We start from the raw sequence: 26026 nt of genomic DNA, 5'->3' as shown, positions 1-26026 counted from the left end.
CGGTTTAGGTTGCTTATGGGGCGGCGGCGGGGGTTTAGTTTTGGGGGTGGGGCAATTATTACAATTTGTGGGGAGGTGTTATGGTCCTGGATGGGTTGGCGGTGGGGGCCCTCGGGGTGGGTGTGTAAGTCGGCGCCCCGCAAAATATCTAAATGGGTTTTGGCCGGCCGGGGCCCCAAAAAATAATTTTGTTGATTGGCATTTGTTGGGGGCCGGCCCCGCCCCCGCCACTACCGATCAACGAGGTTTACGGCCCCGGCGGCAAGCGCACTTCGAAGCGGGCGCCACCCAGTTCGGCCGAACGGCCCACGCTCAGTTCGCCGCGGTAGTCCTTGATCAGGTCCTGCACGATCGACAGGCCGATGCCGTGGCCCTGCACGCGCTCGTCGCCACGCACGCCACGCTGCAGCACCTTGCCGATGTCATCCGGGGCGATGCCCGGGCCATCGTCGTCCACCGCCAGCAGCAGGCCGGCACGGCGCGCGTTCGGCGCCGGCAGCGGCTGCGCGGTCAGCAGCACGCGGCGGTTGGCCCACTTGAAGGCGTTCTCCAGCAGGTTGCCGAGCAGTTCCTGCAGGTCACCCGGCTCGCCGTGGAAGCGCGCGGCCGGGTCGATATCGAATTCGCACAGCACGCCCTTGGCGGCGTAGACCTTTTCCAGGCCACGCACGATTTCCTCGGCGTTGGACTCGATCGGCAGCGGCGCGGAGAACAGCTTGTGGCCCGACGAGGCCGCGCGTGCCAGCTGGTACGAAACCAGGTTGTTCATGCGCTGCAGCTGCACGTCCAGTTCTTCGCGCAGCGCACCGTCGCCGGCGCCGCTGTCCATCTGCGTGCGCAGTACCGCGATTGGCGTTTTCAGGCTGTGCGCCAGATCGGCCAGGGTGTTGCGCTGGCGCTCGAGGTTCTCGCGCTCGCTTTCGATGAAGGCGTTGATGCTGTCGGTCAGCGGTTCCAGCTCGCGCGGGTGGCGCTCGCTCATGCGCTCGGTCTCGCCGCGCTGCACCTTGGTCAGCTCGGTGATCACCCGGCGCAGCGGGCGCAGGCTCCACTGCAGGATGACGGTCTGCAGCAGCAGCAGGATCAGGCCGATGCCGCCCAGGTAGAACCAGACGCGGCCACGGAACACGCGCAGCTGCGCACCCAGCGCGCGCGAGTCTTCCATCACATAGATGGTGTAGGGGAATTCGGTGGCGGGGTCGGCGTCGGCGCCCCACACCAGGCCCAGGCCATAGCGGTACACCGAGCCCTGGCTGCCATCGATCTGGATCATCGGCAGCGGGCCTTCGAACACCTCCTGGCGCGGCGCCAGCAGGCCGCCACCGACGGTGGGCAGCATCGGGCCTTCGGCGGACATCGAATTGCCCTTGCCGTGCGGCATCACCACCTGCAGGTACAGACCACTGCCAGGTACGTCGAAGCGCGAATCCGGCGGCTGCTCGCGGATGTACAGCGAGCGGTCGCGGGTGAAGTCGATGCCGGCCGCGTAGGAGGTGGCGTAGTTCTTCAGGCGCTCACGCAGGTTCGCCTTCGCCGTATCGGCGAAGGCGGCGTCGAGCGCGTAACCGGCCAGCGCCAGGAACGCGACCAGGCCCACGGACGCGGCGAGCATCTGGCGCGCCTGCAGTGAGCGCGGCCGCCAGCGTCGGAAGAACCACAGACGGCCGGACATCGTGTTATCGCCAGGGTGAGCCGGCTCAGCCCTCGTTGCGCGGGATCGCGAAACGGTAGCCGCGACCGCGCACGGTCTCGATCGGCTTCAGTTCGCCATCCGGATCCAGCTTCTTGCGCAGGCGGCCGATGAAGACCTCCAGCACGTTGGAGTCGCGGTCGAAGTCCTGCTGGTAGATGTGTTCGGTGAGGTCGGCCTTGGAGACCAGTTCACCGGCATGCATCATCAGGTACTCCAGCACCTTGTACTCGTAGCTGGTCAGGTCGACATTGCTGCCGGCCACGCTGACCGTCTGGGCAGCAAGGTCCAGGGCGACCGGGCCGCATTCCAGGGTCGGCTTGCTCCAGCCGGCGGCGCGGCGCAGCAGCGCGTTGACGCGGGCCAGCAGCTCTTCGACGTGGAACGGCTTGACCAGGTAATCGTCGGCGCCCTGCTTCAGGCCCTCGACTTTGTCCTGCCAGCTCGAACGCGCGGTCAGGATCAGTACCGGGAACTTCTTGCCTTCGTCACGCAGGGCCTTGATCAGCTCCATGCCCGACATCTTGGGCAGGCCGAGGTCGATGATGCCGACATCGAACGGAACTTCGCGCCCCATGTAGAGGCCTTCCTCGCCGTCCTGCGCAGCATCGACGGCAAAGCCTTCGCGCTTGAGCCGGGCTGCCAGGGTCTCACGCAGCGGGGCTTCGTCTTCGACCAGAAGGATACGCATGAACTCTCCCTAGTGTCCTGGGTGTGGCCCGGAGGCCTGTGGGGTACGGGTTGATACCGACGACTATCCCTGTTCAGGGGTTATCGCCGCGTAGTGATGACATATCCGACCGCGGCGTGCGCGGCTGTGAACGCGACGGGGCGGGGTCGTCCATGTAGCGGACCCGGCCCCGGTCGTCCATGTACTTCACCCGGTTGATATCACGACCATCGAACGGCACGCGCTCGGCGCCGAGGATGTGGCCGCCGGTGCTGCGCTGCACGCGGCGCACGGCATCGGACAGCGAACGTTCGTCGCCACGGTTGCCACGCTCTCCCCGATCCATCATTTCCGCCCGCGCCTGCTCGCCGCGCGGCGGCTGTTGCGCCAGCGCCGAAGACAGCGGCGCAGCCGACAGCACCACGCAGGTGGCCAGGGCAATGCGGCAATGGAAGGGAGCGGAAGACATCGATGCGATCCTAGCCGAGCACGGCGATTCGTTCAAAAGTCGTAAATCCGGATGCCGGTTCGGGACACGGCGCTTTACAAATCCTTTGCAAATTCTTGGTTTGGGGCAGTGAATCCGGTCTGAACTTTTCCGGTCGCAGCCCCGCGATGTTCAGCTAGGTGAACATTCGGGACGAATCGCCGTCCCTTGTCAAGTCAGGAATGTGACTGCGGTCACGCTGCAGCGCGATCGGCTTCGCGCTCGGTGACCGACAGCGCCTGCTCGACCAGGCTCCAGTCGGCGCCCGGGCGGTGTGCGCCCTCGCTCAGCACCTGGCGGAACGCGCGGCCACCGGGCTGGCCGTGGAACAGGCCGAGCAGGTGGCGGGTGATGTGCTTCAGCGCCAGGCCTTCGCCCAGGCGCGCTTCCACGTAGGGACGCAGCGTGCGCAGCAGGTCGCTGCGGGCCTGCAGCCGGGCGCCGGTCTGCAGCGCCTCCAGCTGATGCAGCAGGTAGGGGTCGTGGTAGGCCGCGCGGCCCAGCATCACGCCATCGACGTGCGCGGCCTGCGCCTGCACCGCCTCGATGGTGGCCAGGCCGCCATTGAGCACCACCGGCAGTGCCGGGCGCTCGTGCTTCAGCCGGTAGGCCCAGTCGTACTTCAACGGCGGAACCTCGCGGTTCTCCTTCGGCGACAGGCCCTTCAGCCAGGCATTGCGGGCGTGCACCACCACCATCGCGGCGCCGGCCTCGACCTGGCGATCGACGAAACTGGCGAATACCTCGTAGTTGTCGTCTTCGTCCACGCCCAAGCGGCATTTCACCGTCACCGGGATGTCCACTGCCTCGACCATGGCCGACACGCATTCGGCCACCAGCACCGGCTCGCGCATCAGGCAGGCACCAAAGCGCCCGGCCTGCACGCGGTCGGACGGACAGCCGCAGTTGAGGTTGACCTCGTCGTAGCCCCAGTCGGCGGCGATGCGCGCGGCCTGCGCCAGCAGCGCCGGATCGCTGCCACCGAGCTGCAGTGCCAGCGGCTGTTCGCTGACATCGAAACCGAGCAGGCGCTGGCGATCGCCATGGATGACCGCATTGGCGTGCACCATTTCGGTGTACAGCCGCGCACCCGGCGCCAGCAGGCGGTGGAACACCCGGCAATGGCGGTCGGTCCAGTCCATCATGGGCGCGACGGACAGGCGCAGGGAATCAGCGTAACGGGCGGTGGCGGACGTCATCGGGGTGTTGATCGGGGAGACCGGCATTGCCAGTGAGATCAATAGTTTACACCGGACGGCTGAACGGCGGCGGGTGGCGCCGGGACTGGCCGCTCGACCGGCCCCGGGGTCGCCGCGTGGCCTACAACCCGCGGTTGCGCACCTGTTCCTGCTGCTGCTCCTGCGCACGCTGGTTGAACTGGCTGTCCAGCGCTTCGCTTTGCCGGCTGCTGGCCTCGACCGAGTGCGATACCGCCTGCTGGCGGTCGACGAAGGTCCGCTGCGCCGCCGGGTCGCCCAGCTCGCCCTGCACCGCAAACAGACCGGTGCCGTCGGGGCGGGCCACGACATGGTCGATCTGGCGCATCCCGGACACCTTGCTTTCGTACGCCAGCTGGCCGGCCGCCCGCTCAACCTCCTGCGGGTTGGCGAACAGTGGCTTCAGGCCGGCCTGGGCACGCTGCTGCTCCAGCGCCTGCAGCTTGCCCAGCGCCTGGCCGAAGCGCGCGTTGTCGGCGTGCCCGGCGTCGCGCATGCTGGCCGGCTCTGCGGGCTCGGCCCGGGCCGGTGCCGCCGGCGCGGTACCGGCCTTGACCGCGTTGGGGGCATCGACCTGCGCCAGGGTCTTGCGGCCTGCCTTGCCATCGTCGTCCAGGCCGTTGTTGGCCTGGAACTGCTTGACCGCCGCAAAGGTGTCCTTGCCATACACACCATCGGCGTGCAGCGGCTTGCCATCGGCCCCGGCATAGCCCAGCGCCGCCAGCTTGCTCTGCAAGGCCTTGACCTCATCGCCGCGCTCGCCCTGCTTCAGCACGCCATCGGCCATCGGCGCCTGCTGTGCACTGCGTGCCGCCTGCGCGGCCTCGGGGCCCTGCGCGTGGACCTTGCCGCCCAGGGTGATGCGGTCGTTGAGGATGTCGCCCAGATAGCGACGGTACTGGTCCGGCTCGACTTCGATGTGCGCGTGCACTGCACCCGGCGAGCCCACGTCCGACTGCCGCACCAGCGGCGCACCGTATTCGACGAAATCCCCGGTCTTGTATGGAATGGACCCGCGCGCGCCGTGCAGCACCTGGCCCACCAGTTCGCGGCGCGCGTCGCCGACCGGATGGCTGTAGATGCTGATGGAGTTGGTACCGTCGTTGTTGAGCTGGACGTAGCCGGCGACCGGACTGGGAACCATCAGATTGCGCCCGCCTGACCGGTCGGTCAGGATCAGGTCCTTCTGCACCAGCGGAATGTTGTTGACGTCACCACGCCGGCGCACGGCCTCCAGCTCGCCCTCGACCATCTCCGCGCTACGGTCGACCCGGCTGGCATCGCCCGCGCGAACGGCAGCCGCGTTGGTGTTTGGGTGGTGGATCTTCAGTTCGCGGAACGCTTCTTCGCCACTGATGCCGTGGCGCAGGATGCGGTTACTGCCGCCATTGCCGAACGGCTCTACCACCGAGATGCGCTCGCCGCCGGGTGCAGGTGCCGCGGCCGGTGCAGCAGGCGCAGCGGGTGCGGACGGTGTCGGCGTTGCAGGGCGGTGCTGTGCCGCTTCGGCCTGGATCGCACTGCGTGTGCCTGCGTCGGCCATGCCAGTGACCGGCAGATGGTGCTGTTGCTGGAACGTGTTGATGGCGTGCTGGCTCCCTGTCCCCAGGTAACCATCGGCGGTAATCGCTTTGCCCTGTGCATCGGTCAGCCCCAACGCCACCATGTCAGCCTGCAGCGCGCGTGCCTCGCGATCGATCGCACCCAGCGTTGCCGGACCGGCCTTGCCATCCACCGGGGTCAGGCCATGATCGCGCTGGAACGCTTCGACGGCCTTCCGGGTAGTGGCATCGAACTGTCGGTCGGGATGGATGGCCTGCGCGCCTGCGCCGCCATAGCCCAGTGTGTGCAGGTTGTGTTCCAGCTTTTCCACCGCGCGGCCGCTTGAGCCCTCCTTCAATACCTGCGGACCACCGCCACCGTGCCCGTGCGCTCGCGCCTGTTGCAGCGCCACCTGGATATCCGGGTCGCTGCCTTCGGTGGCGGGCGCGAAATCCCGGCGCCCCACCTTCAGGTGCGCGCGATCCATTTCGGCGGAATGCTGCGCATAGGCATCTTCATACCTGGCAGCGACATCGGCAGCAGCCAACCCGGCATAGGAAGGGGTGCGCTAGCGGATGGCAGCGGCCTGGTCGCGCAGTTCCTGGTAGTCACCACCGCGCTTAAGCACCGCTTCCAGGTCATCCAGCCGACCCGGCAGCTGGTTGGCGGTCTTGGCAATCAATGCGATGGCCTCGAAGCGCTTGTCTTCGGCAATGCCGCTGCCATGCTTGTCCAGCATGGTCATGGCGATATTCGTGGCATTGCGCACCTGCGGGTAATCGATGTGGGTGTGAATCCACTGCTTGCCTTCCGCCGAGCCGGCCCAAGCATTGATGCTGTCACGCGTTGGTGCATCGATGAAGCGGATGGATGAGCGCTTTCCCTCGCCATTGCCGTGGCTGAGCAGATCCGCACGCAGGTCAGTGCGATCATGCGTGAAGGGCAGGTTGTGTGCCTTGGCGTAGGCGCTGGCCTGGTCAATGACCCCATCGACATACGTTGTCTCGCCCGGCTTCAGTTTGCGCGCCTGCGTCGCGCCCAGCGGCCACTCGCCACGTTGGCCGAAATCCACCTGAATGGTGCCCAGTGAATAGCCGCTGTTGTCCCTTACCGCACTGACCGTGCCCCATTGCGGCTCGTTCAGGTGCTTGGTGATGCCAGCAATGCTGAGGTGGTACGACGATCCACCACCTTCGGTGCCGCGTCCGACAGCAAAGAACACCGCGCCGGCAGTGGCGTCCAGGTTGCGGGTGTCAATATTGTTTGGCATGTCTTACTTCCTTGTCCGTGGAGGATTGACCGGTTGCAGTTGCCTGCTGGCGACCGTGGATCAGGGCGTCAGCACCCGCGTGTGCAGCTCGACAGCGCGGTTGGCATACCGGTTGATGCGGCACGACTGAGCATCCAGCATCGGCCCCACATGGTCGCTGGAAGGTGCACAGCGCTTTTCGGTATCTGCAGCCCAGTTGGCCTGCTCGTCCATCCAGCGGTCCTTGGCCGGGCCGTCGGGGCCGTCCATCAGTCGCGCGACCTGTGCTTCCAGCAGCGCCTTGTGGTGGGCGAGCTCGGCCGTATCGCAGGCTTCCAGCTGGTCGTCCATGCCGCGGGCGTCCTGCACGCAACGGGTGTATTCCGGACGCAGCGTTGCCTGGGTAAACGAGGTATCCGGCGGCGCGCTCTGCGCCAGCAACTGGTCGGCACGGTTGGCAACACGGTACAGGCGGCATTCCTGCGCGCCCTGCCGCTGCTGCACGCTGCCGTTGGGAACATCGCGGCAATAACGGTCTGTATCGCTGCGCCAGCTCGCCTGGCTGGCCTGGAACGCCATCTGGGCAGCAGCGTCGAGCCCGGCCAGCGCCTTGCTGGCCGCCGCTTCGAGACGCGCTTCCTGGTAGGCAAGTTCGTCCTTGCCGCAGGCCTGGAGCTTGCCTGCATCTTCCACCCCATCCACACACCAGCCATAGGCTGGGCGCAGGCGACCCTCGGTATAGGACGCATCCGGGTAGTGGGGGGATTCTGCCGATGCCGGGCCGGAAGGGGCTGTCGGCGATGCCGCAGCAATCGACGCGGGGGCCGCCGTTTCGGTCGATGCCTGGGAAGAAGGCGCCTGGCATGCGGTGAGCGCCAGGCACAGGGCCAACACCTTCCAACACCCACGGCCGACGCCGACCCGTTCGTTGCGCCCAAGCGCGTCCATTGCCTGCATTGCCTGTTTCTCCCTTGCGTGTCGCCAGCGGGTGCCGGCAGGGAGGGGCCGTCCATCGACCCCCATCACGCGGGCAATGCTACGACAGCGCCGGTTTCAGGTGCCTGACCGGATTCAGAATGCGTGCACCTCGTCGCAGAAGCAGGAAGCGTAAGCCTCAATGCCCGCCCGCGCGCCCGCCCACCTGTTCGATCAGCGTCTGGCTAGCCACATTGAGGCCCACCACCACCACCTCCGCCCCATGTGCGGCCAGCTTTTCCTGCGCACGTTCCAGCGCGGCCACTGCGGTCAGGTCCCACAGGTGGGCGTCACGCAGGTCGATCTGCACCTTCGGCGCGACGTGCTGGTAGTCAAACGCCGCGCCCAGCTGGCCGGCGGACGCAAAGAACACCTGCCCGCGTACGCGGTAGACCTGCGTGTCTCCGGCATCCTCGCGCTGCACCTCCAGCATGCGGCCCACCTTGCGGGCGAAGAACAGGGCAGACAACAGCACGCCGCTGAGCACACCCTTGGCCAGGTCGTGGGTGGCCACGGTGACCACCACGGTCAGCAGCATCACTGCCGACGAGCTGCGCGGATGCGTGCGCAGGTCGCGCAGCGAGCGCCAGCTGAAGGTGCCGATGCTGACCATGATCATCACCGCCACCAGTGCGGCCATCGGGATCTGCCGCACTAGGTCGCTGCCGTATACCACCAGCACCAGCAGCAGCACGCCGGCCACCAGGCAGGACAGGCGGCCTCGACCGCCGGAGGTCACGTTGATCACCGACTGACCGATCATCGCGCAGCCGGCCATGCCACCGAGGAAACCGGTGACCGTGTTGGCCAGGCCCTGGCCGACGCACTCGCGGTTGCGCTCACTGGGCGTCTCGGTGATGTCCTCGACAATCTGCAGGGTCATCATCGATTCGAGCAGGCCGACCACCGCCAGCGTGGCTGACACCGGCAGCAGGATGCGCAGCGTTTCCCAGGTGAAGGGCACATCGGGGATGAGGAAGTACGGCAGGCTGTCGGGCAGCTGGCCCATGTCGCCCACGCTGCGTGCATCGACGCCGAAGCCGATGACCACGGCGGTGAGCACGATGATCGCCACCAGCGGCGAAGGCACAGAGCGGGTGAGGCGCGGCAGCAGGTAGATGATCGCCAAAGCGGTGGCGCACAGCACATACACGGTGGGGCCGCGGCCGATCAGCTCGGGCATCTGGGCCAGGAAGATCAGGATGGCCAACGCGTTGACGAAGCCGGTGATGACCGAGCGCGAGACGAAGCGCATCAGCGAGCCCAGCTTGAACACGCCGGCCAGCACCTGCAGCAGGCCGGCCAGGATGCTGGCGGCAAACAGGTACTGCAGGCCGTGGTCCTTGACCAGGTCGACCATCACCAGGGCCATCGCGCCGGTGGCGGCAGAGATCATGCCGGGGCGGCCGCCAGCGATGGCGGTGACCACCGCGATGGAAAACGCGGCGTACAGGCCGACCTTGGGGTCGACGCCGGCGATGAGCGAGAAGGCGATGGCCTCGGGAATCAGGGCCAGGGCGACGACCATGCCGGACAGCAGATCACCACGGATGTTGCCGAGCCATTGCTGGCGCAGGGGGTAGGACGTTTGCATGGAAAAACTCCGCGCGCACGCGGGCGTGGCCGCATGGCGCTGCAGTGGAAAGACGCGGGTTCCTGAGCCGGGCGGGCCGGCTGCCGAGGTGCGGCAAGGGTCAGGGTGGCGTGATCACTGCAGGCGGGAATCGGTACGTGGGGGGGACGCAGTCTACGGCACAGGGCTGCCAAGGGACAGCGTCGACAGCCCGCAACGGCAGCGGAGCATGGCTCCGCTCTACAATCGCGCCATGGCCACCGACCACGCACAGTTCTTCGATCCCGCCACCGAACAAGGCGTGCTGCGCCTGTCCATCGCCGCCTCACTGCTGCTGGCCGCGGCAGCGGTGGTGTTCGGCCTGCTGGCCAATTCCTCGCTGATCATCTTCGACGGCATCTACGGCCTGATCGATGTGGTGATGACCTGGCTGTCACTGCTGGTCGCGCGGCTGATCGCACTGTCCACCAGCACCGACGCGCTGCAGTCGCGGCTCAACCAGCGCTTCACCATGGGTTTCTGGCACCTGGAGCCGATCGTGCTGGGGGTGAGCGGCACGCTGATGATCGGCGCGGCGCTGTATGCGCTGGTCAATGCGGTCGACGCGCTGATGTCCGGCGGTCGCCACATCGCGCTCGGTCCGGCCATCGCCTTCGCCGGGTTGTCGATCGTCGGCGAAGGTGCGCTGGCCTGGTTCGTGCTGCGCGCCAACCGCCGCATCGGTTCGGAGTTCATCGCACTGGACGCGAAGAACTGGGTGATCGCCGCCAGCATGTCGGCCTGCTATCTGCTGGCCTTCCTTGGCGGCGTGCTGGTGCAGGGCACCTCGCTGGCGTGGGTCGGGCCGTACATCGACCCGGCCATCCTCGCCTTCGTCTGCGTGCTGGTGATGATCGCCCCGCTCGGCACCGTGCGCCGGGCGCTGGCCGGCATCCTGCTGGTCACCCCGCCGGAACTGCAGGCGCATGTGGATGCGGTGGCACGCGCGATCGTGGCCAGGCACGGCTTCGTCGAGCACCGCAGCTACGTCGCGCAGGTGGGGCGTGGCGAGCAGATCGAGCTGTTCTTTGTGGTGCCGGAAGACGACCCGCCGCGGCCCCTGGTCGAATGGGACCGGCTGCGCGACGAGATCGGCGAAGCGCTGGGCGAGGCCTCGCCGGACCGCTGGCTGACCATCATGTTCACCACCCACCGCGAGTGGACGATCTAGGCCGGCAGGACGATCGATCAAGTTTTTCGTACGCGTTGCAACCCAACGTACGCGGAAAGCGGGCAAAGTAGGCTCCAACGCAACACCCACCCACTGACCAGGAGCATCCCGATGTCCATCGAAAAGGTTCTGTACACCGCCCAGGCCACCTCTACCGGCGGCCGCGAAGGCCGTTCCGTCTCCTCCGACAACGTGCTGGACATCCAGCTGTCGACCCCGCGCGAGCTGGGCGGCGCCGGCGGCCCGGGCACCAACCCGGAACAACTGTTCGCCGCCGGCTACTCGGCCTGCTTCCTGGGCGCGTTGAAGTTCGTGGCCGGCCAGGCCAAGGTCGCGTTGCCGGCCGACACCACCGTCACCGGCAAGGTCGGCATCGGTCAGATCCCGACCGGTTTCGGCATCGAGGCCGAGCTGACCATCAACGTGCCGGGCGTGCCGCGCGAGCAGGTCGAAGAGCTTGTGCAGAAGGCGCACATCGTGTGCCCGTACTCGAATGCCACCCGCGGCAACATCGACGTGACGCTGATCGTTGCCTGATGCGGTGCTGCCGGCCAACGGCCGGCACTACCCGCGCGCGGTGAAAAAAAATGGGCGGATGCCGGTCGAAACCGAGCATCCGCCCATCCCACCTCGGGTGGGCCCCGGCACGTGGCCGGGGACGCATTCGCTACGGCGCGCATCCATCCTTCTGGAGGAGAGCCTCCTTGTTGTTCAAGGGGGTGCGCCAACGGCGCGGGGATAAGGTGGAATGCGCGGACCAGCGACCGGTTACCGGTCGCTGGTGATGAGCTGCACGACGCTGGAGAAATCCAGCTTGCCGCGGCCGGCCTGGTGGTTCATCGAGTACAGGTTGCGGGCCACTTCGCCCAGCGGGATCGAGGCGCCGACACTCATCGCCGCTTCCACCGCCAGGCCCATGTCCTTCAGCATCAGATCGCTGCCGAAACCGCCGCTGTAGCCGCGCGAGGCCGGCGCATTTTCCAGCACGCCCGGCCACGGGTTGCACACTTCGGTGGCCCAGCTGCGGCCGGTGCTGACCGCCATCATCTGCGACAGCACCTTCGGGTCCAGCCCGTGCGCAACACCCAGCGCGATGGCTTCACCGGTCACCGCCATGATCACGCCCAGCGCCATGTTGTTGCACAGCTTGGCGACCTGGCCGGCACCGCTGGCGCCGACATGGAAGATGTTCTTGCCCATCGCCTGCAGCACCGGGCGAGCGCGTTCCAGCGCGTCCTCTTCGCCACCGACGATGAAGGTCAGGGTACCGGCCTGGGCGCCCGCGGTACCGCCGGAGACCGGCGCGTCGATCATCTGCAGGCCACGCGCGGCGGCCGCTTCGGAAACCTTGCGGGCACTGGCCGGTGCGATCGTGCTGCAGTCGATGACCAGTGCACCCGCTGGGATGGCGGCGAGGATGCCGTCATCGCCCAGGTACACGCCTTCGACGTGGCGGCTGGCCGGCAGCATCGAGATCACGACTTCCGCATCGGCCAGGGTGTCGCGTGCCGACGACGCCGCGCTGGCACCGGCATCGACGGCGGCCTGCACCGCAGCCGGGACCAGATCGAACACGCGCACGGTGTGGCCGTTCTTGACCAGATTGGCGGCCATCGGGCCACCCATGTTGCCCAACCCGATGAATGCAATGCGGCTCATGCAAGGCTCCTTTCAACAAGGGGAGTGCCCAGGTCGGCCAGCGGATGCGCGGCAGCGGCCCAGGGGGAAGCAAAGAAGGTGTCGGCCCACGCGCCGGTGGCCTCGGCCAGGGTGGCCGGGTTCCACTGCGGATTGCGGTCCTTGTCGATCAGCAGTGCGCGGATGCCTTCGGCGAAATCGCCGTGGGCGGCGCAGTGCAGCGCGGTGATGTACTCCAGCCGGTAGACGCTGGCTAGGTCCTGGCCGGCGCTGCGGCGCTGCAGCTCGAACGCCAGACGTGCCGAGCCGGGCGCGCCGGCGGCAAGCGTCTTCTGTGCCGCCTGCAGCCAGGCATCGTCGGTCTGCAGCGCGCTGATGCGTTTGATGATCGCGGGCAGGTCATCGCCTTCGCACAACGCATCGACCTGCGCCGCGTTGGCCAGCAGCGGACCGGTCGCAGCATCACTGGCATGCGACTGCAGCAGATGGGTCAGGCGTTCGTGGTTGTGTGCGGAATCACTGGACCAGGCCACCTGCAGCAGCGCATCGAACACCGCGCTGCGGCGTTCTTCAGCCACGTGCACATCGGCCAGGCCGGCATAGATGGCATCGCCCGGATTGAGCAACGCGCCGGTCAGGGCCAGGAACAGGCCGCCCTTGCCCGGCACGCGCGGCAGCAGCCAGCTGCCACCGACATCCGGGAACAGGCCGACGGTGATTTCCGGGAAGGCCAGCTTGGAGCGCTCGCTGACCACGCGGTGGCTGGCGCCGGACATCAGGCCGATGCCGCCGCCCATCACGATGCCGTGGCCCCAGCACAGGATCGGCTTGGCGTAGGTGTGGATGAGGTAGTCGACGCGGTACTCGACGTCGAAGAACTCGGCGGCGTAGTCGTTCTCGCGGATGTCGCTGCGGCCGCCCTCACGGAAGGCGACCATGCTCTTGTACAGGCTGTGCAGGTCGCCGCCAGCGCAGAACGCCTTTTCGCCAGCACCCTGCAGCACCACCATGGCGATGCCGTCGTCGTCGGCCCAGGCGTTCAACTGCTCCAGCAGCAGGTGTGCCATCGGCAGCGAGAAGCCATTGAGCGTGCGCGGCGCGTTGAGCGTGGCGATGCCGATGCGCATGCCGTTACCGGCCACGCGCTCCTCGAACAGCACCGGTGCGTCGTCGGCAGCGGTGTCGGCGCTCATGCGTTCTTCCACTGCGCGGCGCGCTTTTCCAGGAAGGCGGTCACGCCCTCGACCTGGTCGGCGGTGTCGAACAGATCGACGAAGGCTTCGCGCTCGGCCACCAGCGCCGAGGCGTGGGTGCCGGTGCGGGTGGCCTGTACCAGCGTCTTGCAGGCGGCGATGCTGGTCGGGCTCTGCTTGCCGGCCTTTTTCGCCCATTCCAGCGCCAGTGCCTTGGCTTCGCCCTTGCCGACCTTTTCTTCGGCCAGGCCGATGCGCAGCGCGGTCTCGGCGTTGATGCGCTCACCCAGCAGGATCATGCGCTTGGCCCAGCCCTCGCCGACCAGGCGCGGCAGGTTCTGGGTGCCACCGGCGCACGGCAGCAGGCCGACGGTGGCCTCTGGCAGCGCCACCTGGGCGTGGTCTTCGATGATGCGCAGGTCGCAGGCCAGCGCGCATTCCAGGCCTCCGCCCATCGCGTAGCCGTTGATCGCGGCGATCGACACGCCACGGAAACCGGACAGCGCCTCGAACGCTTCGCCGAAACGGCGCGCGGCTTCGCGCGCTGCGGCCTTGTCGCCGGAAGCGAACTGGTTGAGGTCGGCACCGGCGGAGAAGAACTTCTCGCCGTCACCGGTGATCACCAGTGCGTAGACGTCACGGTCTGCGTTGAGCGCGCCGACCAGGTCGCGCAGCGCCGACAGGCTGTGCACGGTCCAGGTGTGCGCCGGCGGGTTGTTCAGGGTGACCACGGCGGTATGGCCGTCGGCCTCGACCTTCAGGCCCACGTGCTCCTGGGTACGCCAATCCTTCATCGCAGTTCCTCTTCGGTGTTGAGCAGGTGACGGGCAACGATCACCCGCATGATCTCGTTGGTGCCTTCCAGGATCTGGTGCACGCGGCAGTCACGCAGCAGGCGCTCGATCGGGTACTCGCGGATGTAGCCGTAGCCACCGTGGATCTGCAGCGCCTCGTTGCAGACGCTGAAACCGGCATCGGTGGCGAAACGCTTTGCCATCGCGCACCACACATTGGCATCGCTGGCACCGGCATCGAGCTTGCGTGCGGCGGTGTGCACCATCTGCCGCGCGGCCACCAGCTGGGTGACCATGTCGGCCAGCTTGAACTGCAGCGCCTGGAACTCGGCCAGCGCCTTGCCGAACTGGCGGCGCTCGCCCATGTAGCGGCGCGCGGCATCCAGCGCGCCCTGCGCGGCACCCAGCGAGCAGGCAGCAATGTTGATGCGACCACCGTCGAGCCCCTTCATCGCCAACTTGAAGCCGCCGCCTTCCTCTCCCAGAAGGTGGCTGACCGGCACGCGGACGTTTTCGAAGGTGATGCCACGGGTGGGCTGGCTGTTCCAGCCCATCTTCTCTTCCTTGCGGCCGAAGCTGATGCCCGGCAGGTCCGACGGCACTGCAATGGCGCTGACGCCGCCGGCACCGGCACCGCCGGTACGTGCCATCACCACCAGCAGTTCGGTGGCACCGGCGCCGGAGATGAAGGCCTTCGAGCCGTTCAGCACGTAATGATCGCCGTCGCGCACGGCGGTGGTTTTCAGCGAGGCCGCATCGGAACCGGCACCCGGTTCGGTCAGGCAGTACGAGGCCAGCCTGTTGCCCGAGGACAGGTCAGTGCCCCACGCATCGCGCAGTGCTGGCTGGCCCCACGTGGACACCATCCACGAGGCCATGTTGTGGATGCTGATGTAGGCCGCAGTCGACGGATCGATGTTGGCGAGCTCCTCGATGACGACGGCGGCGTCCAGCCGGCTCAGGCCGCTGCCGCCCACGTCCGGGTCCATGTACAGACCGCAGAAGCCCAGTTCACCGGCCTTGGCGATCGCCTCGCGCGGAAAGATGCCCTCCGCATCCCATCGCGCGGCGTGCGGCGCCAGTTCGGCCTGTGCGAAGTCGCGCGCCGCCTCGCGGTACGCCTGCTGCGCTTCTTCCAGTTCCGTCGTCATCGAGTGGCTCATGGCTGCTCCTGCCGTTACTTCAGGCTGATCGTGGTGTTGACGCCGTGGCTCAGCGTCTCGTCATCGAACCAGCGCGCGGTGACCGTCTTGGTCTGGGTGTAGAACAGCACCACCTGCTTGCCATACGGGCCCAGGTCACCCAGCTTGGAGGCGCGCGAACCGGTGAACGAGAACAGCGGCACCGGCACCGGGATCGGCACGTTGATGCCGACCTGGCCGACGTCGATGTCTTCCTGAAACTTGCGCGCGGCCGCGCCGGACTGGGTGAACAGTGCGGTGCCGTTGCCGTTCGGGTTGCTGTTGACCATCGCGATGGCGTCTTCCAGCGTTTCTGCTTCGAGGATGACCAGCACCGGCCCGAAGATTTCTTCCTGGTAGATGCGCATGTCGGTGGTGACACCGGCAAAGATGGTCGGGCCGACGAAGTTGCCCTTCTCGAAGCCATCGACCTGCGGGTTGCGGCCGTCGAGTACCAGCTTGGCGCCCTGCTCCACGCCCGAGGCGATCAGGCCTTCCACGCGCTCGCGGGCGCTGCAGGAAATGACCGGGCCGACGTCGGTGCCGGACACGGTGCCGGCGCTGACCTTCAACGTCTTGGCCTTTTCGACCAGGTCCTGCACCCAGTTGCGCGCCTCACCGACGAGCACCAGGGTGGAGGCGGCCATGCAGCGCTGGCCCGCGGCACCAAAGGCGGCACCGACCATCGCGTTGAGGGTCTGTTCCTTGTTGGCGTCCGGCAGCACCACGGCGTGGTTCTTGGCACCCATCATGCACTGCACGCGCTTGCCGGCCAGCGAGGCGCGGTTGTAGACGTGGGTGCCGACGCGGGTGGAACCGACGAACGACACGGCCTTGATGTCCGGGTGGTCGCAGATCGCGTTGACCACTTCCTCGCCGCCGTGGACGACGTTCAGCACGCCCTTCGGAATGCCGGCTTCCAGGGCAAGCTCGACCAGGCGCATGGTGACCATCGGGTCCTGCTCGGACGGCTTGAGGATGAAGGTGTTGCCCGTCGCAATCGCCATCGGGAACATCCACAGCGGGATCATCGCCGGGAAGTTGAACGGGGTGATGCCAGCGCACACGCCCAGCGGCTGCATGATCGTGTAGGTGTCCACGCCATTGGCCACGTTGTTGGCCAGCTCGCCCAGCTGCAGGTTGCCGATGGCGGCGGCGTGCTCGACCACTTCCAGGCCGCGGAACACATCGCCTTCGGCGTCGGGCAGAGTCTTGCCCTGTTCGGCGGTGAGGATGTGGGCCAGCTCGCTCATGTTCTCGCGGATCAGCTGCTGGTACTTCAGGAAGATGCGCGCGCGGGTGCCGATCGGGGTCTTGCGCCAGGTCTTGAAAGCTTCCTTGGCGGCGGCGACGGCGGCGTCCACTTCGCCGGTGGTGGCGAAGGGCACCTTGGCCAGCACGTCCTGGGTGGCCGGATTGATCACGTCCTGCCAGTGGGAGGTGGCCGATTCAACGAACTGGCCATCGATCAGCATGCGGATACGGGGCGCTGCAACAGTCATGACGACAATCCCACAGGGTGCGAAAGATGCTTGGCATTATTCACAGCATCCACCTCGATTTCCGGGCTGAATCCGCTTAATCTGGCCAACACGCCCCACGATTCCTGTTAATTCTGTGAATCCCTCAGCTCCCCAGCGGCAACTCGGCCTGCGCCTGCTGCGGCTGCGCGAACAGCGCGGCTACAGCCAGGTTGACCTGGCGCGGGCACTGGGGTTGTCGGCCAGCTACCTGAACCAGATTGAGCGCAACAAGCGTCCACTGACCCCGGCCGTGCAGAAGAAGCTGGGCCAGGTACTCGGGGATGTTTCGGCGCTGTTCGACGAAGATGAGCCCGCCGCGCTGCAGGAAGCGCTGGGCGAGACCCTGCGCGACCTGGGCCTGGCCGAAGTCAGTGCCACCGAACTGCGCGCCCTGGCGGGCAACCTGCCGCAGGTCAGCCGTGCGCTGCTGGACCTGCACCGCCGCCACCTGGCACTGCGCGAGCATGCCGCCGCGCTGGAGTTCCAGCTGGGCGAGCCCGGCGCCGGCAGCACCCTGCCGGCCGGCGACCAGGTGCGCGAGTTCTTCAACCGCATGCACAACCATATTCCCGAGCTGGACGAACTGGCCGAGCGCCTGTTCGCCGAGTGGGGGCTATCGCCTGGGCATGTGGCGCCGCGCTTGCGCCAGCTGCTGGCCGACCGCCACGGCGTGCTGGTGGAAGTGGCCGCACTGCAGGCCGGGCGCGAGAAGCGCCATTACGATGCCGGCACGCGCCGGTTGTGGCTGCCGGACTACCTGGAGCCAGGCCAGCAGGCGTTCCAGATGGCCGCCGAACTGGCCCTGCACGGCTACCTGCCGCAGATCGACGCGGTGGTGGCGCGTGCGGGCTTCACCGATGACGCGCGCATCGCGCAGGCGCGGGTGGGTCTTTCGAACTACTTCGCCGGCGCGCTGGTCATGCCCTACATGCGCTTCCTGCGTGCGGCCGAGGCCAGCAGCTACGACATCGAACTGCTGGCGCACCAGTTCGGCGTCGGCTTCGAGGCGGTCTGCCACCGGCTGAGCACGCTGGCACGGCGCAGTGCGCCCGGCCTGCCGTTCTTCTTCATCCGCGTGGACCGCGCGGGCAACGTATCCAAGCGCCATTCGGCCACCGACTTCCACTTCTCGCAGGTGGGCGGCTCGTGCCCGCTATGGATCGTCTACGAGGCGTTCAACCAGCCAGGCCGCATCCTTACCCAGACCGCGCGCATGCCCGATGGCCGCCGTCATTTCTGGCTGGCGCGGCAGGTCAGCAGTGGCCCGGTGGGCCACGGCCAGCCCCGCAAGACCTTCGCGGTGGCGCTGGGCTGCGATCTGCAGCATGCCGAGCGGCTGGTGTATTCACTGGGGCTGGATGTGCAGAGCCCGGGCAATTCGGTATCGATCGGGCCGGGTTGCCGGGTGTGCCCGCGCGAGGACTGCATGCAGCGCGCGTTCGCGCAGTTGCCGGGCAGGTAGGGTTGGTTCGGCAGGGCTGCACTCTGCACCTGCGGTAGTGCCGGCCGCTGGCCGGCAACCTCAAAAGCAAAAGCGGGCATTCCGTGGGTTGGCGGGGTGGGTCCGGTTGCAGGGGACGCTGCAAGTACCCCTCCGGGGCCCGGCCCAGCCGCTGGCGGCTGTGCGTTCGGGCGCTTGCGAAGCAGTGCTTCGCAAGCAAAGCGTCCTCACCCATGTAAGCTCGGTCGCCGCTTGCTCGTGTGCGCTGTCCTGCGCACACGGCAAGAGCGGGGTTGGGCGTCCTGCCCAACCCGCCCGAGGCACGCCTCGGGCCCATGCGGCTCACGCCCCTGCCACCGGACCCACCCCATCCGGATGAATTCTCATTTTGGAATGCATCCACGCGTGGCGTGGCTCTACTGGTAGGTGCCAACCCTGGTTGGCGCGTTTTAGTCCCAGAACACGGTCAGTACGCGGTGGCCTTCCGAGGGCACAGGTGCGTCGATGTGTTGGCCGTACGGCCAGCCTTCGCCCACACCGTCGCATTCCAGACCCTGCAGCCAGCCTTCCACGGTCTCGACGTCGGCACTGGTCAGCACATGCACGTTCTCCGCAGCAGGCCATTCGCTGTCGTCTTCCAATGCACTGCCCCAGTCCTGGTGCAGGCCGACGTACACGCCTTCCACTTCAGGCTTCGCTGCAATCACGGCCAGGCGCGCGTACAGCTCGGCAATCGGCGGGCGGCCGAAACCCCATTGGTTGGGCGCGATGCATTCTTCGAAATCATTGCCTTCGAAGTACGCAGCCAGTGGCACCACCGGCAGGTGTTCCGGGTCGCGAGTATCGAGGCGTTCAAGCAGATCCAGCAGTTCCTGGCGGGCAGACATCCACAGCTCCTTGCGACATGAAGCACGATTGTATCGATCGCGCTCAGTAGATCGGCGTCACCTTCATCTGCGGCAGCGGGCGCGGTGCGCCGTCGGTCAGGTCCGGGCCAAGGTCTTCCCACGTGCGGCCCTGCTCGACCATCTGCGCCCACAGCTGCTGCGAGCCGCGACGTTTGTCTTCCGAGCCGAGCTTGTACGACGGCGGTGCCGGCTCGCCACGGGCAACCATCGAGTACGCCGCGCGATAGGCCAGCACCTGCTGCGCCGGGTCGTCGGTACGCGCCACTTCCAGCGTGTAGCGCTGATAGGCCGAGGCCAGGTTGCGCCAGCGGATCCAGTAGTGGTTCCCGAACGAGAACGAACAGAAGCGCGCGCCCGCCAGGCTGCCCTTGTCGGCGATGCGGGTCAGCACCTCCTGCGGCATGTCCAGGTTCATGCCGCCTTCGTCGCCCTGCAGGCTGACGTGCACGATACGGTCGCGGTAACCCGGCGCGCGCGCCTGCAGCAGGTCACGCCAGTTCTGCATGGTCGCCACGACTGCGAACAGGAAGCGCCCCAGCTCGGCTGCGGCGAGCGGCGTGGCAATGGACTGGTAATGCCGTTGCCATCCGTGGCGGTTTTCGGTGGGCAGGAACACGGCACGTTCCAGCGCCTGTCGGCCATCACTGCCGCGGCCCACGTCCTCGGCATGCTGCGGGTAGACCAGGTTGATGGCGAAGGTCGGCCAGCGCGGTAGCGCGGCATCAAACAGATGGATCGGGAAGTTGCTGCTGATGCCACCATCGGAGAACCAGCAGATGCGGAACGCGGTGATCACCGGGCCGCAGGTCTGCCCGGCGCTGGTCAGCCCTTCCATGCTGTCGGCCACGTTGTGTTCCTGATCGGCGGCAGGTGCAGTGGGCTCGCAGCGGCGTTCGCGGCGCGAGGGCTCATGCAGCGGCACCGCGCTGATCAGCAACGGGAAGCTCAGGCTCATGCGCGTGGCCACCAGCACCGGCAGCTTCGGACCCTGCGGCAGGTGGTAGTACCGGCGCCCTTCCACCTCCAGCGGGGGGCCGGCCTGCGTCACCAGCCACTGCACCACGCTGGCGGGGAACAACTGCTCGAACTCCTCGCGCAGGAACCAGAACTGCGCGCCGCCCAGCGGCAGTGTGCGTGGTTCGTTGTGCGATACGCAGGTGGTGATCATCTGCAGGCTGATCGCATGCGGGCTGTCCGGCTCGCCGGCATAGCGCGGCGCGTCGTGCAGGTCGGCAAAGGTCAGCGGTGCATCCAGCGGCTTGCCGGACAACTGCTGCAGGCATTCATGCAGCCACTCGGTCAATGCCGGTTTACGTGCATCGCGACCGAGGCCACTGCACAGGCCCAGCAGGTTGCGCCGGGCCACACGCGCCACGCGCAGCGCGGCTCCGGCCACGCCTGCACCGTAGGCGCACAGCAGCGACGGCAGCAGCGTCGCGGCCACGCCGCTCCAGCCACCGCCCCACCCGCCCAGACCGAGCAGCAGCGCCAGCGACACCAGCACTTCCAGCGGCGCGATCTCGAATACCGCCACCGCCAGGCACAGCAGCTTGTGCGGCAGGCCTGCATTGCCGGTCAGCACCACCAGCAGCCGATAGGCCGCACGCGCGCCCCGCGCCGGTTGGAACAGGCTGTAGATGAACCCCCGCCGCGACAACTGCGCCGACACCGCCGACAGCCCGCCATAACCGGCATCACCGGGCAGGTGCTCGCCGGCCTGCTGGCGCCGATCACCGTATGCCGCCGCAGCCGCCACCGCCGCAGCGATGGCGCCGGCAGAGGTGCCGCCGATGCTCTTGAACCGATACTCGCGTGCCAGCGCCAGTACCGCGTTGGGGTACACGATGCCGCTGGTGATGCCGCCTTTCATGACCAGATCGCAGTACTTGTCCGCCACCGTCTTGCCCCCGAGCCTACCGTCCGCCGCGTGGATGCCAGTATGGCGCAGCGGCTTCTCAGGGCCTGAGAACACCACCGCAGTCCGGGCAGGAATCTGCGGCGTTCAGCAGATGGCAGGCCTGCAGGCTTGACCGGCTCCACCATCGGCGTAGCATCTGCAGCAAGCCAAGGGACAGACCCGCGGCTGCCACAACGACATGAGGGATTCTCATGGAATTCGACTATCTCGTCTTCATCGGGCGATTCGAGCCCTTCCACAACGGCCACGCCGCCGTTGCCCGCCTGGCCCTGAGCCGGGCCCGCAAGCTGATCTTCCTGGTCGGCTCTGCCGATACCCCCCGCAGCCTCCGCAATCCCTGGACCGTGGCCGAACGCGCCGTGATGATCCAGGCCGCCCTCGATGGCCACACCGACCGCCTGCTGATCCGCCCGCTGCGTGACCACCTGTACAACGAAGCACAGTGGATCGCCAATGTGCAGCGCCAGGTGGCCGACGCCCTGCGCAACGACGGTGCCGCCGCCGATGCAAAGGTGGGCCTGATCGGCATGGACAAGGATGCCTCCAGCTACTACCTGCGGGAGTTCCCGCAATGGCCGCTGGTGGACGTGCAGCACACCGCCACCCTGTCGGCCACCGAGCTGCGGCGCTACCTGTTCGAAGCCGGCGACGTCGACTTCCACGGCGCGCTGCTGATGCTGCGTGGCAATGTGCCGGCGCCGGTGTACGACATGCTCGAAGCGTTCCGCAAAAGCGCGCCTGCGTATGCCCAGCTGGTGGCCGAGTACCGCTTCATCGAACAGTACAAGGCCGCCTGGAAGGATGCGCCCTACGCGCCCACCTTCGTCACCACCGATGCGGTGGTGGTGCATTCGGGCCACGTGCTGCTGGTACGGCGCCGTTCGGAGCCCGGCAAGGGCCTGTGGGCGCTGCCCGGCGGTTTCGTTGGCCAGGAGCAGAGCCTGCTGGACAGTTGCCTGCGCGAACTGCGCGAGGAAACCCGCCTTAAGATTCCGCTGCCGGTGCTGAAGGGTTCGCTGAAGGGCCAGCAGGTATTCGACCACCCCGACCGCAGCCAGCGCGGCCGCACCATCACCCACGGTTTCCACTTCGAATTCCCGGCCGGTGACCTGCCGCCGGTGCGCGGTGGCGACGACGCCGACAAGGCGCGCTGGATACCGGTGAGTGAGGCGTTGGACATGGGCCCGCAATTGTTCGAAGACCACCTGCACATCCTGGAGTATTTCCTCGGCCGCGGCTGACCTGCCCGGCTCTCCCCACCGGCGGATAGACCGCTGGTGTCACTCGACGCGAAGGAGCTTCCGTCATGCACTACCTCGATAACCTTCTCCTCAACACCGACAGCTACAAGGCCAGCCATTGGCTGCAGTACCCGCCGGGTACCGATGCCACGTTCTTCTACGTGGAATCACGTGGCGGCCTGCACGATCGCACGGTGTTCTTCGGCCTGCAGGCGATCCTCAAGGACGCGCTGGCACGGCCGGTCACCCACGCTGACATCGACGACGCTGCTGCGGTATTCGCCGCCCATGGCGAGCCGTTCAACGAAGCCGGCTGGCGCGATATCGTCGATCGGCTCGGCGGCCACCTGCCGGTGCGCATCCGTGCCGTGCCCGAGGGCAGCGTGGTACCCACCCACCAGGCACTGATGACCGTCGAGTCGACCGACCCGGCTGCGTTCTGGGTGCCGTCGTACCTGGAAACACTGCTGCTGCGCGTGTGGTACCCGGTCACCGTGGCCACCATCAGCTGGCATGCACGGCAGACCATTGCTGCGTTCCTGCAGCAGACCAGCGACGATCCGCAGGGGCAGCTGCCGTTCAAGCTGCACGACTTCGGCGCCCGCGGTGTATCGAGCCTGGAATCGGCCGCGCTGGGCGGTGCCGCACACCTGGTCAACTTCCTCGGCACCGACACTGTATCGGCCCTGTGCCTGGCCCGCGCGCACTATCACGCGCCAATGGCCGGTTATTCGATTCCTGCCGCCGAGCACAGCACCATCACCAGCTGGGGCCGCGAGCGCGAAGTGGACGCCTACCGCAACATGCTGCGCCAGTTCGGCAAGCCGGGCGCGATCGTGGCAGTGGTGTCGGACAGCTATGACATCTACCGCGCGATCAGTGAGCACTGGGGCACGACGCTGCGTGATGAAGTGATCGCTTCGGGCGCCACCCTGGTCATCCGCCCCGACTCGGGTGACCCGGTGGACGTGGTGGCCGAAAGCCTGCGCCGGCTGGATGAAGCGTTCGGCCACACCCTCAACGGCAAGGGCTACCGCGTACTCAACCACGTGCGGGTGATCCAGGGCGATGGCATCAACCCGGATACGATCCGCGCCATCCTGCAGCGCATCACCGGCGACGGCTATTCGGCCGACAACGTGGCCTTCGGCATGGGCGGCGCGCTGTTGCAGCGGCTGGACCGCGACACCCAGAAGTTCGCGCTGAAGTGCTCGGCAGCACGGGTCGAGGGTGCGTGGATCGACGTCTACAAGGATCCGGTCACCGATGCCGGCAAGACCAGCAAGCGTGGCCGCATGCGCCTGCTGCGGCGCCTGGATGACGGCAGCCTGCACACGGTGGCGTTGCCTCCCAGCGGTGACGAGGCGCTGCCGACCGGCTTCGAGGATGCAATGGTGACCGTGTGGGAGAACGGGCGCCTGCTGCACGACCAGCGGCTGGACGACATCCGGGCCCGGGCCGCAGCGGGGCGCTGAAGGCATTTGCGGGGGGCAGGGCCCGTTGCGGGGCAACGGGGATCCGACCCCGGGCCTTGACCCCTGCAGCCAACAGGTCCACCTTGCACACGCCGAAGGTATCCCTGCCGTGGCTGGATGGCGGCAGGGAGTTAAACGGGAATCCGGTGAAGGCGCTTCGTGCGCCCATTCCGGAGCTGCCCCGCAGCGGTGAATGGAAACGAATCCTGCCAACAGCACTGGGCTCGCGCCTGGGAAGCGGCAGGGAGTAGGTGGGCTGCGGCCCGTGTCCATCAGCCCGAATACCGGCCCCGGCCGGGGGACACGACCGTCCCCTGATTCGACCTGGACTCTCCGCGGGGAGGGTGCCGGGGCCATCGCCAGCCTGCATGTGCAGGCGGCGTGGCCGCGCGCGTCCTGTTCACGGTAACCGGCCAGACCGCTCCCACGCCCTGACGCACGCCACGATGACCGAGTTCCAACGCCCCACCCTGACCCTGCCCGCCGATGGCAAACGCCTGCTGCTGCATTCGTGCTGCGCGCCGTGTTCGGGCGAAGTGATGGAGGCGATCACCGCTTCCGGGATCGACTACGCGATCTTCTTCTACAACCCCAACATCCACCCGGTGAAGGAGTACGAGCTGCGCAAGCAGGAGAACATCCGCTTCGCCGAGCAGCACGGCATTCCATTCATCGACTGCGACTACGACACCGACAACTGGTTCAGCCGCGCGCGTGGCATGGAGAACGAGCCCGAGCGCGGCATCCGCTGCACGATGTGCTTCGACATGCGTTTCGAACGCACCGCGCTGTACGCGCACGAGCACGGCTACGACACCATCAGTTCGTCGCTGGGCATCTCGCGCTGGAAGAACATGGCGCAGATCAACGACTGCGGCATCCGTGCGGCGTCGCGCTACGACGGCCTGCAGTACTGGGACTACAACTGGCGCAAGGGCGGCGGTGCCAGCCGCATGATCGAGATCAGCAAGCGCGAGCAGTTCTACCAGCAGGAGTACTGCGGCTGCGTGTACTCGCTGCGCGATGCCAACCGCCATCGCCGAGAGAACGGCCGCGAGCGGATCCGGATCGGCCTGCTGTACTACGGCCAGGACGCTGAGGCGCCGCAGGGCGATTGACCTGTGCCGCCGGGGCGGCCACGCTGGTCACTCCTTTACGTTGTAGTGGACCTGCCATGACCGCCCTGCCCGCCGATGTCGCCCTGCTGGTGATCGACCTGCAGCCGGACTTCATGCCGGGCGGTGCGCTGGCCTGCGACCAGGGCGATGCGCTGGTGGCACCGATTGCCGATCTGTTGGCGCAGCGCCGCTACCGCACCGTGGTGGCGACCCAGGACTGGCACCCGGCCGACCACGCCTCGTTCGCCAGCCAGCACCCCGGTAAGCGACCGTTCGAGACCATCCTGCTGCACGCGCAGCCACAGACCCTGTGGCCCGACCATTGCGTGCAGGGCAGCAATGGCGCCGCGCTGCACCCGGGCGTGGACTGGACCGTGGCCGACCTGATCCTGCGCAAGGGCACCCGCCCACAGGTGGATTCGTACAGCGCCTTCCGCGAGAACCACGGCCCCGATGGCGAGCGCCCGGCCACCGGCCTGGCCGGCTGGCTGCATGAGCGCCGCATCCGCGAGGTGCACGTGTGCGGCCTGGCACGCGACTACTGCGTGCTGTGGAGCGCGCAGGACGCGGTGAAATCCGGCTTCCGGGTGAAGTTCCTGTGGGACCTGACCCGGCCGGTGACCGAAGCCAACGACGCGATGGTGCGCGAAGCGCTGGGCAAGGCGGGGATCGCGATCGTCTGAGGCGTGACCGCCGGGCATGGCCCGGCGCTACCGCGCACGTCGCTTATGCCGCTTGCGCGCTCCTGCCCACAACAACACAATCGATTCATCCAGCCCCCTAACTACGCCCCCCTACAGATCGCGGGACGGCCGAACCGGGGGCTTTTCATTGGATGAAATCAGGATTCGGTAGTGGGGGGGGGGGGGGGGGGGGGGCGGGGGGGGGGGGGGGGGGGGGGGGGGGGGGGGGGGGGGGGGGGGGGGGGGGGGGGGGGGGGGGGGGGGGGGGGGGGGGGGGGGGGGGGGGGGGGGGGGGGGGGG

General features: G+C 67.4%; 22 protein-coding genes and 1 riboswitch. Of the genes, 7 read left to right on the top strand and 15 right to left on the bottom strand.

Annotation, left to right across the window (positions count from 1 at the left end; genetic code table 11):
• Positions 1–247: 247 nt before the first annotated feature.
• From WDC87_RS16870 to WDC87_RS16835, 8 genes are all read right to left on the bottom strand, one after another.
• On the bottom strand, positions 248–1672 hold the full coding sequence (locus WDC87_RS16870; protein WP_065185596.1) for a sensor histidine kinase: 1425 nt from the start codon (positions 1670–1672) through the stop codon (positions 248–250).
• 25 nt (positions 1673–1697) lie between these two features.
• On the bottom strand, positions 1698–2381 hold the full coding sequence (locus WDC87_RS16865) for a response regulator transcription factor (RefSeq protein WP_004136763.1): 684 nt from the start codon (positions 2379–2381) through the stop codon (positions 1698–1700).
• Between the two features lie 73 nt (positions 2382–2454).
• Entirely contained in the window at positions 2455–2829 is a 375-nt protein-coding gene (locus WDC87_RS16860; RefSeq protein ID WP_005420623.1) for a hypothetical protein, read from the bottom strand.
• Between the two features lie 212 nt (positions 2830–3041).
• Entirely contained in the window at positions 3042–4073 is a 1032-nt protein-coding gene (gene dusA / locus WDC87_RS16855) for a tRNA dihydrouridine(20/20a) synthase DusA (RefSeq protein ID WP_252745532.1), read from the bottom strand.
• Between the two features lie 94 nt (positions 4074–4167).
• Positions 4168–6093 carry a peptidoglycan-binding protein gene (locus WDC87_RS16850; protein WP_252745533.1) on the bottom strand — a complete coding sequence of 642 codons (1926 nt, stop codon included), beginning with the start codon at positions 6091–6093 and terminating at the stop codon, positions 4168–4170.
• An 81-nt stretch (positions 6094–6174) separates the two neighbouring features.
• On the bottom strand, positions 6175–6876 hold the full coding sequence (locus tag WDC87_RS16845) for a hypothetical protein (RefSeq protein ID WP_252745534.1): 702 nt from the start codon (positions 6874–6876) through the stop codon (positions 6175–6177).
• Positions 6877–6936: 60 nt separating this feature from the next.
• On the bottom strand, positions 6937–7548 hold the full coding sequence (locus WDC87_RS16840) for a lysozyme inhibitor LprI family protein (RefSeq protein WP_252745535.1): 612 nt from the start codon (positions 7546–7548) through the stop codon (positions 6937–6939).
• A gap of 421 nt (positions 7549–7969) precedes the next feature.
• The gene (locus tag WDC87_RS16835) at positions 7970–9424 is read right to left on the bottom strand and encodes a SulP family inorganic anion transporter (RefSeq protein ID WP_301655252.1); all 1455 of its coding nucleotides are present in this window, start codon (positions 9422–9424) and stop codon (positions 7970–7972) included.
• 208 nt (positions 9425–9632) lie between these two features.
• Between WDC87_RS16835 and WDC87_RS16830 the strand changes: the two genes are divergently transcribed.
• Both WDC87_RS16830 and WDC87_RS16825 read left to right on the top strand, forming a co-directional pair.
• Positions 9633–10613 carry a cation transporter gene (locus WDC87_RS16830; RefSeq protein WP_252744932.1) on the top strand — a complete coding sequence of 327 codons (981 nt, stop codon included), beginning with the start codon at positions 9633–9635 and terminating at the stop codon, positions 10611–10613.
• A 111-nt stretch (positions 10614–10724) separates the two neighbouring features.
• Positions 10725–11150, top strand: a complete 426-nt coding sequence (locus WDC87_RS16825) for an organic hydroperoxide resistance protein (RefSeq protein WP_004153735.1) — start codon at positions 10725–10727, stop codon at positions 11148–11150.
• Between the two features lie 231 nt (positions 11151–11381).
• On the opposite strand, the gene mmsB is transcribed toward WDC87_RS16825, so the two are convergent.
• Genes mmsB through WDC87_RS16800 form a run of 5 tightly spaced genes read right to left on the bottom strand, consistent with a single transcriptional unit; the run spans position 11382 to position 16921 of the window.
• Positions 11382–12272 carry a 3-hydroxyisobutyrate dehydrogenase gene (gene mmsB / locus WDC87_RS16820; RefSeq protein WP_005420650.1) on the bottom strand — a complete coding sequence of 297 codons (891 nt, stop codon included), beginning with the start codon at positions 12270–12272 and terminating at the stop codon, positions 11382–11384.
• Positions 12269–13444, bottom strand: coding sequence for an enoyl-CoA hydratase/isomerase family protein (locus WDC87_RS16815; protein ID WP_252744933.1), 1176 nt, complete (start codon positions 13442–13444; stop codon positions 12269–12271). Before WDC87_RS16815 ends, mmsB begins: the two co-directional genes overlap by 4 nt.
• Positions 13441–14238: an enoyl-CoA hydratase gene (locus WDC87_RS16810; RefSeq protein WP_227836896.1), complete on the bottom strand. Its 798-nt coding sequence runs from the start codon at positions 14236–14238 to the stop codon at positions 13441–13443. The genes WDC87_RS16815 and WDC87_RS16810 overlap by 4 nt, the downstream gene beginning before the upstream one ends.
• Complete coding sequence (locus WDC87_RS16805; protein WP_072168739.1) at positions 14235–15401, bottom strand: acyl-CoA dehydrogenase family protein; 1167 nt, start codon at positions 15399–15401, stop codon at positions 14235–14237. Before WDC87_RS16805 ends, WDC87_RS16810 begins: the two co-directional genes overlap by 4 nt.
• Before the next feature lie 14 nt (positions 15402–15415).
• Positions 15416–16921 (bottom strand): CoA-acylating methylmalonate-semialdehyde dehydrogenase, encoded by a 1506-nt coding sequence (locus tag WDC87_RS16800; protein WP_005420657.1) that lies wholly within the window; start codon positions 16919–16921, stop codon positions 15416–15418.
• A gap of 115 nt (positions 16922–17036) precedes the next feature.
• Here WDC87_RS16800 and WDC87_RS16795 point away from each other — a divergent pair, with 115 nt between their 5' ends.
• Positions 17037–18404 carry a short-chain fatty acyl-CoA regulator family protein gene (locus WDC87_RS16795; protein WP_072168740.1) on the top strand — a complete coding sequence of 456 codons (1368 nt, stop codon included), beginning with the start codon at positions 17037–17039 and terminating at the stop codon, positions 18402–18404.
• A 428-nt stretch (positions 18405–18832) separates the two neighbouring features.
• Here the strand turns inward: WDC87_RS16795 and WDC87_RS16790 are convergent, their stop codons facing one another.
• Positions 18833–19270, bottom strand: a complete 438-nt coding sequence (locus tag WDC87_RS16790) for a hypothetical protein (protein ID WP_065185588.1) — start codon at positions 19268–19270, stop codon at positions 18833–18835.
• Between the two features lie 43 nt (positions 19271–19313).
• Complete coding sequence (locus WDC87_RS16785) at positions 19314–21161, bottom strand: patatin-like phospholipase family protein (protein ID WP_252744935.1); 1848 nt, start codon at positions 21159–21161, stop codon at positions 19314–19316.
• Positions 21162–21394: 233 nt separating this feature from the next.
• Between WDC87_RS16785 and WDC87_RS16780 the strand changes: the two genes are divergently transcribed.
• The 4 genes from WDC87_RS16780 (at position 21395) to pncA (ending at position 25726) form a co-directional block, all read left to right on the top strand.
• Complete coding sequence (locus WDC87_RS16780; RefSeq protein ID WP_088496981.1) at positions 21395–22450, top strand: bifunctional nicotinamide-nucleotide adenylyltransferase/Nudix hydroxylase; 1056 nt, start codon at positions 21395–21397, stop codon at positions 22448–22450.
• Between the two features lie 65 nt (positions 22451–22515).
• A complete protein-coding gene (locus WDC87_RS16775) occupies positions 22516–23925 on the top strand; it encodes a nicotinate phosphoribosyltransferase (RefSeq protein ID WP_072167305.1) in 1410 nt (469 codons plus the stop codon).
• 93 nt (positions 23926–24018) lie between these two features.
• Positions 24019–24233: riboswitch (cobalamin riboswitch) on the top strand.
• Positions 24234–24371: 138 nt separating this feature from the next.
• A complete protein-coding gene (locus tag WDC87_RS16770; protein WP_188241364.1) occupies positions 24372–25043 on the top strand; it encodes an epoxyqueuosine reductase QueH in 672 nt (223 codons plus the stop codon).
• A gap of 56 nt (positions 25044–25099) precedes the next feature.
• The gene (pncA, locus tag WDC87_RS16765; RefSeq protein ID WP_154350061.1) at positions 25100–25726 is read left to right on the top strand and encodes a bifunctional nicotinamidase/pyrazinamidase; all 627 of its coding nucleotides are present in this window, start codon (positions 25100–25102) and stop codon (positions 25724–25726) included.
• Positions 25727–26026 lie beyond the last annotated feature (300 nt).

Origin of the sequence: Stenotrophomonas maltophilia group sp. Smal12 (assembly GCF_037079935.1) — a bacterium.
Classification (GTDB): domain Bacteria; phylum Pseudomonadota; class Gammaproteobacteria; order Xanthomonadales; family Xanthomonadaceae; genus Stenotrophomonas; species Stenotrophomonas sepilia.
Note: the sequence above shows the minus strand (reverse complement) of the source record. Positions and strands in the feature narration are given on the sequence as shown.

Bases quoted from the DNA above. Each gene is read 5' to 3' on its own strand.
- WDC87_RS16770 (WP_188241364.1), top strand. From the start codon at position 24,372: ATGACCGAGTTCCAACGCCCCACCCTGACCCTGCCCGCCGATGGCAAA.
- WDC87_RS16850 (WP_252745533.1), bottom strand. From the start codon at position 6,093: ATGGATCGCGCGCACCTGAAGGTGGGGCGCCGGGATTTCGCGCCCGCC.
- WDC87_RS16805 (WP_072168739.1), bottom strand. From the start codon at position 15,401: ATGAGCCACTCGATGACGACGGAACTGGAAGAAGCGCAGCAGGCGTAC.
- WDC87_RS16845 (WP_252745534.1), bottom strand. From the start codon at position 6,876: ATGCCAAACAATATTGACACCCGCAACCTGGACGCCACTGCCGGCGCG.
- mmsB (WP_005420650.1), bottom strand. From the start codon at position 12,272: ATGAGCCGCATTGCATTCATCGGGTTGGGCAACATGGGTGGCCCGATG.
- WDC87_RS16790 (WP_065185588.1), bottom strand. From the start codon at position 19,270: ATGTCTGCCCGCCAGGAACTGCTGGATCTGCTTGAACGCCTCGATACT.
- pncA (WP_154350061.1), top strand. From the start codon at position 25,100: ATGACCGCCCTGCCCGCCGATGTCGCCCTGCTGGTGATCGACCTGCAG.
- WDC87_RS16775 (WP_072167305.1), top strand. From the start codon at position 22,516: ATGCACTACCTCGATAACCTTCTCCTCAACACCGACAGCTACAAGGCC.
- dusA (WP_252745532.1), bottom strand. From the start codon at position 4,073: ATGCCGGTCTCCCCGATCAACACCCCGATGACGTCCGCCACCGCCCGT.
- WDC87_RS16815 (WP_252744933.1), bottom strand. From the start codon at position 13,444: ATGAGCGCCGACACCGCTGCCGACGACGCACCGGTGCTGTTCGAGGAG.
- WDC87_RS16835 (WP_301655252.1), bottom strand. From the start codon at position 9,424: ATGCAAACGTCCTACCCCCTGCGCCAGCAATGGCTCGGCAACATCCGT.
- WDC87_RS16810 (WP_227836896.1), bottom strand. From the start codon at position 14,238: ATGAAGGATTGGCGTACCCAGGAGCACGTGGGCCTGAAGGTCGAGGCC.
- WDC87_RS16785 (WP_252744935.1), bottom strand. From the start codon at position 21,161: ATGAAAGGCGGCATCACCAGCGGCATCGTGTACCCCAACGCGGTACTG.
- WDC87_RS16830 (WP_252744932.1), top strand. From the start codon at position 9,633: ATGGCTCCGCTCTACAATCGCGCCATGGCCACCGACCACGCACAGTTC.
- WDC87_RS16865 (WP_004136763.1), bottom strand. From the start codon at position 2,381: ATGCGTATCCTTCTGGTCGAAGACGAAGCCCCGCTGCGTGAGACCCTG.
- WDC87_RS16870 (WP_065185596.1), bottom strand. From the start codon at position 1,672: ATGTCCGGCCGTCTGTGGTTCTTCCGACGCTGGCGGCCGCGCTCACTG.
- WDC87_RS16860 (WP_005420623.1), bottom strand. From the start codon at position 2,829: ATGTCTTCCGCTCCCTTCCATTGCCGCATTGCCCTGGCCACCTGCGTG.
- WDC87_RS16800 (WP_005420657.1), bottom strand. From the start codon at position 16,921: ATGACTGTTGCAGCGCCCCGTATCCGCATGCTGATCGATGGCCAGTTC.
- WDC87_RS16825 (WP_004153735.1), top strand. From the start codon at position 10,725: ATGTCCATCGAAAAGGTTCTGTACACCGCCCAGGCCACCTCTACCGGC.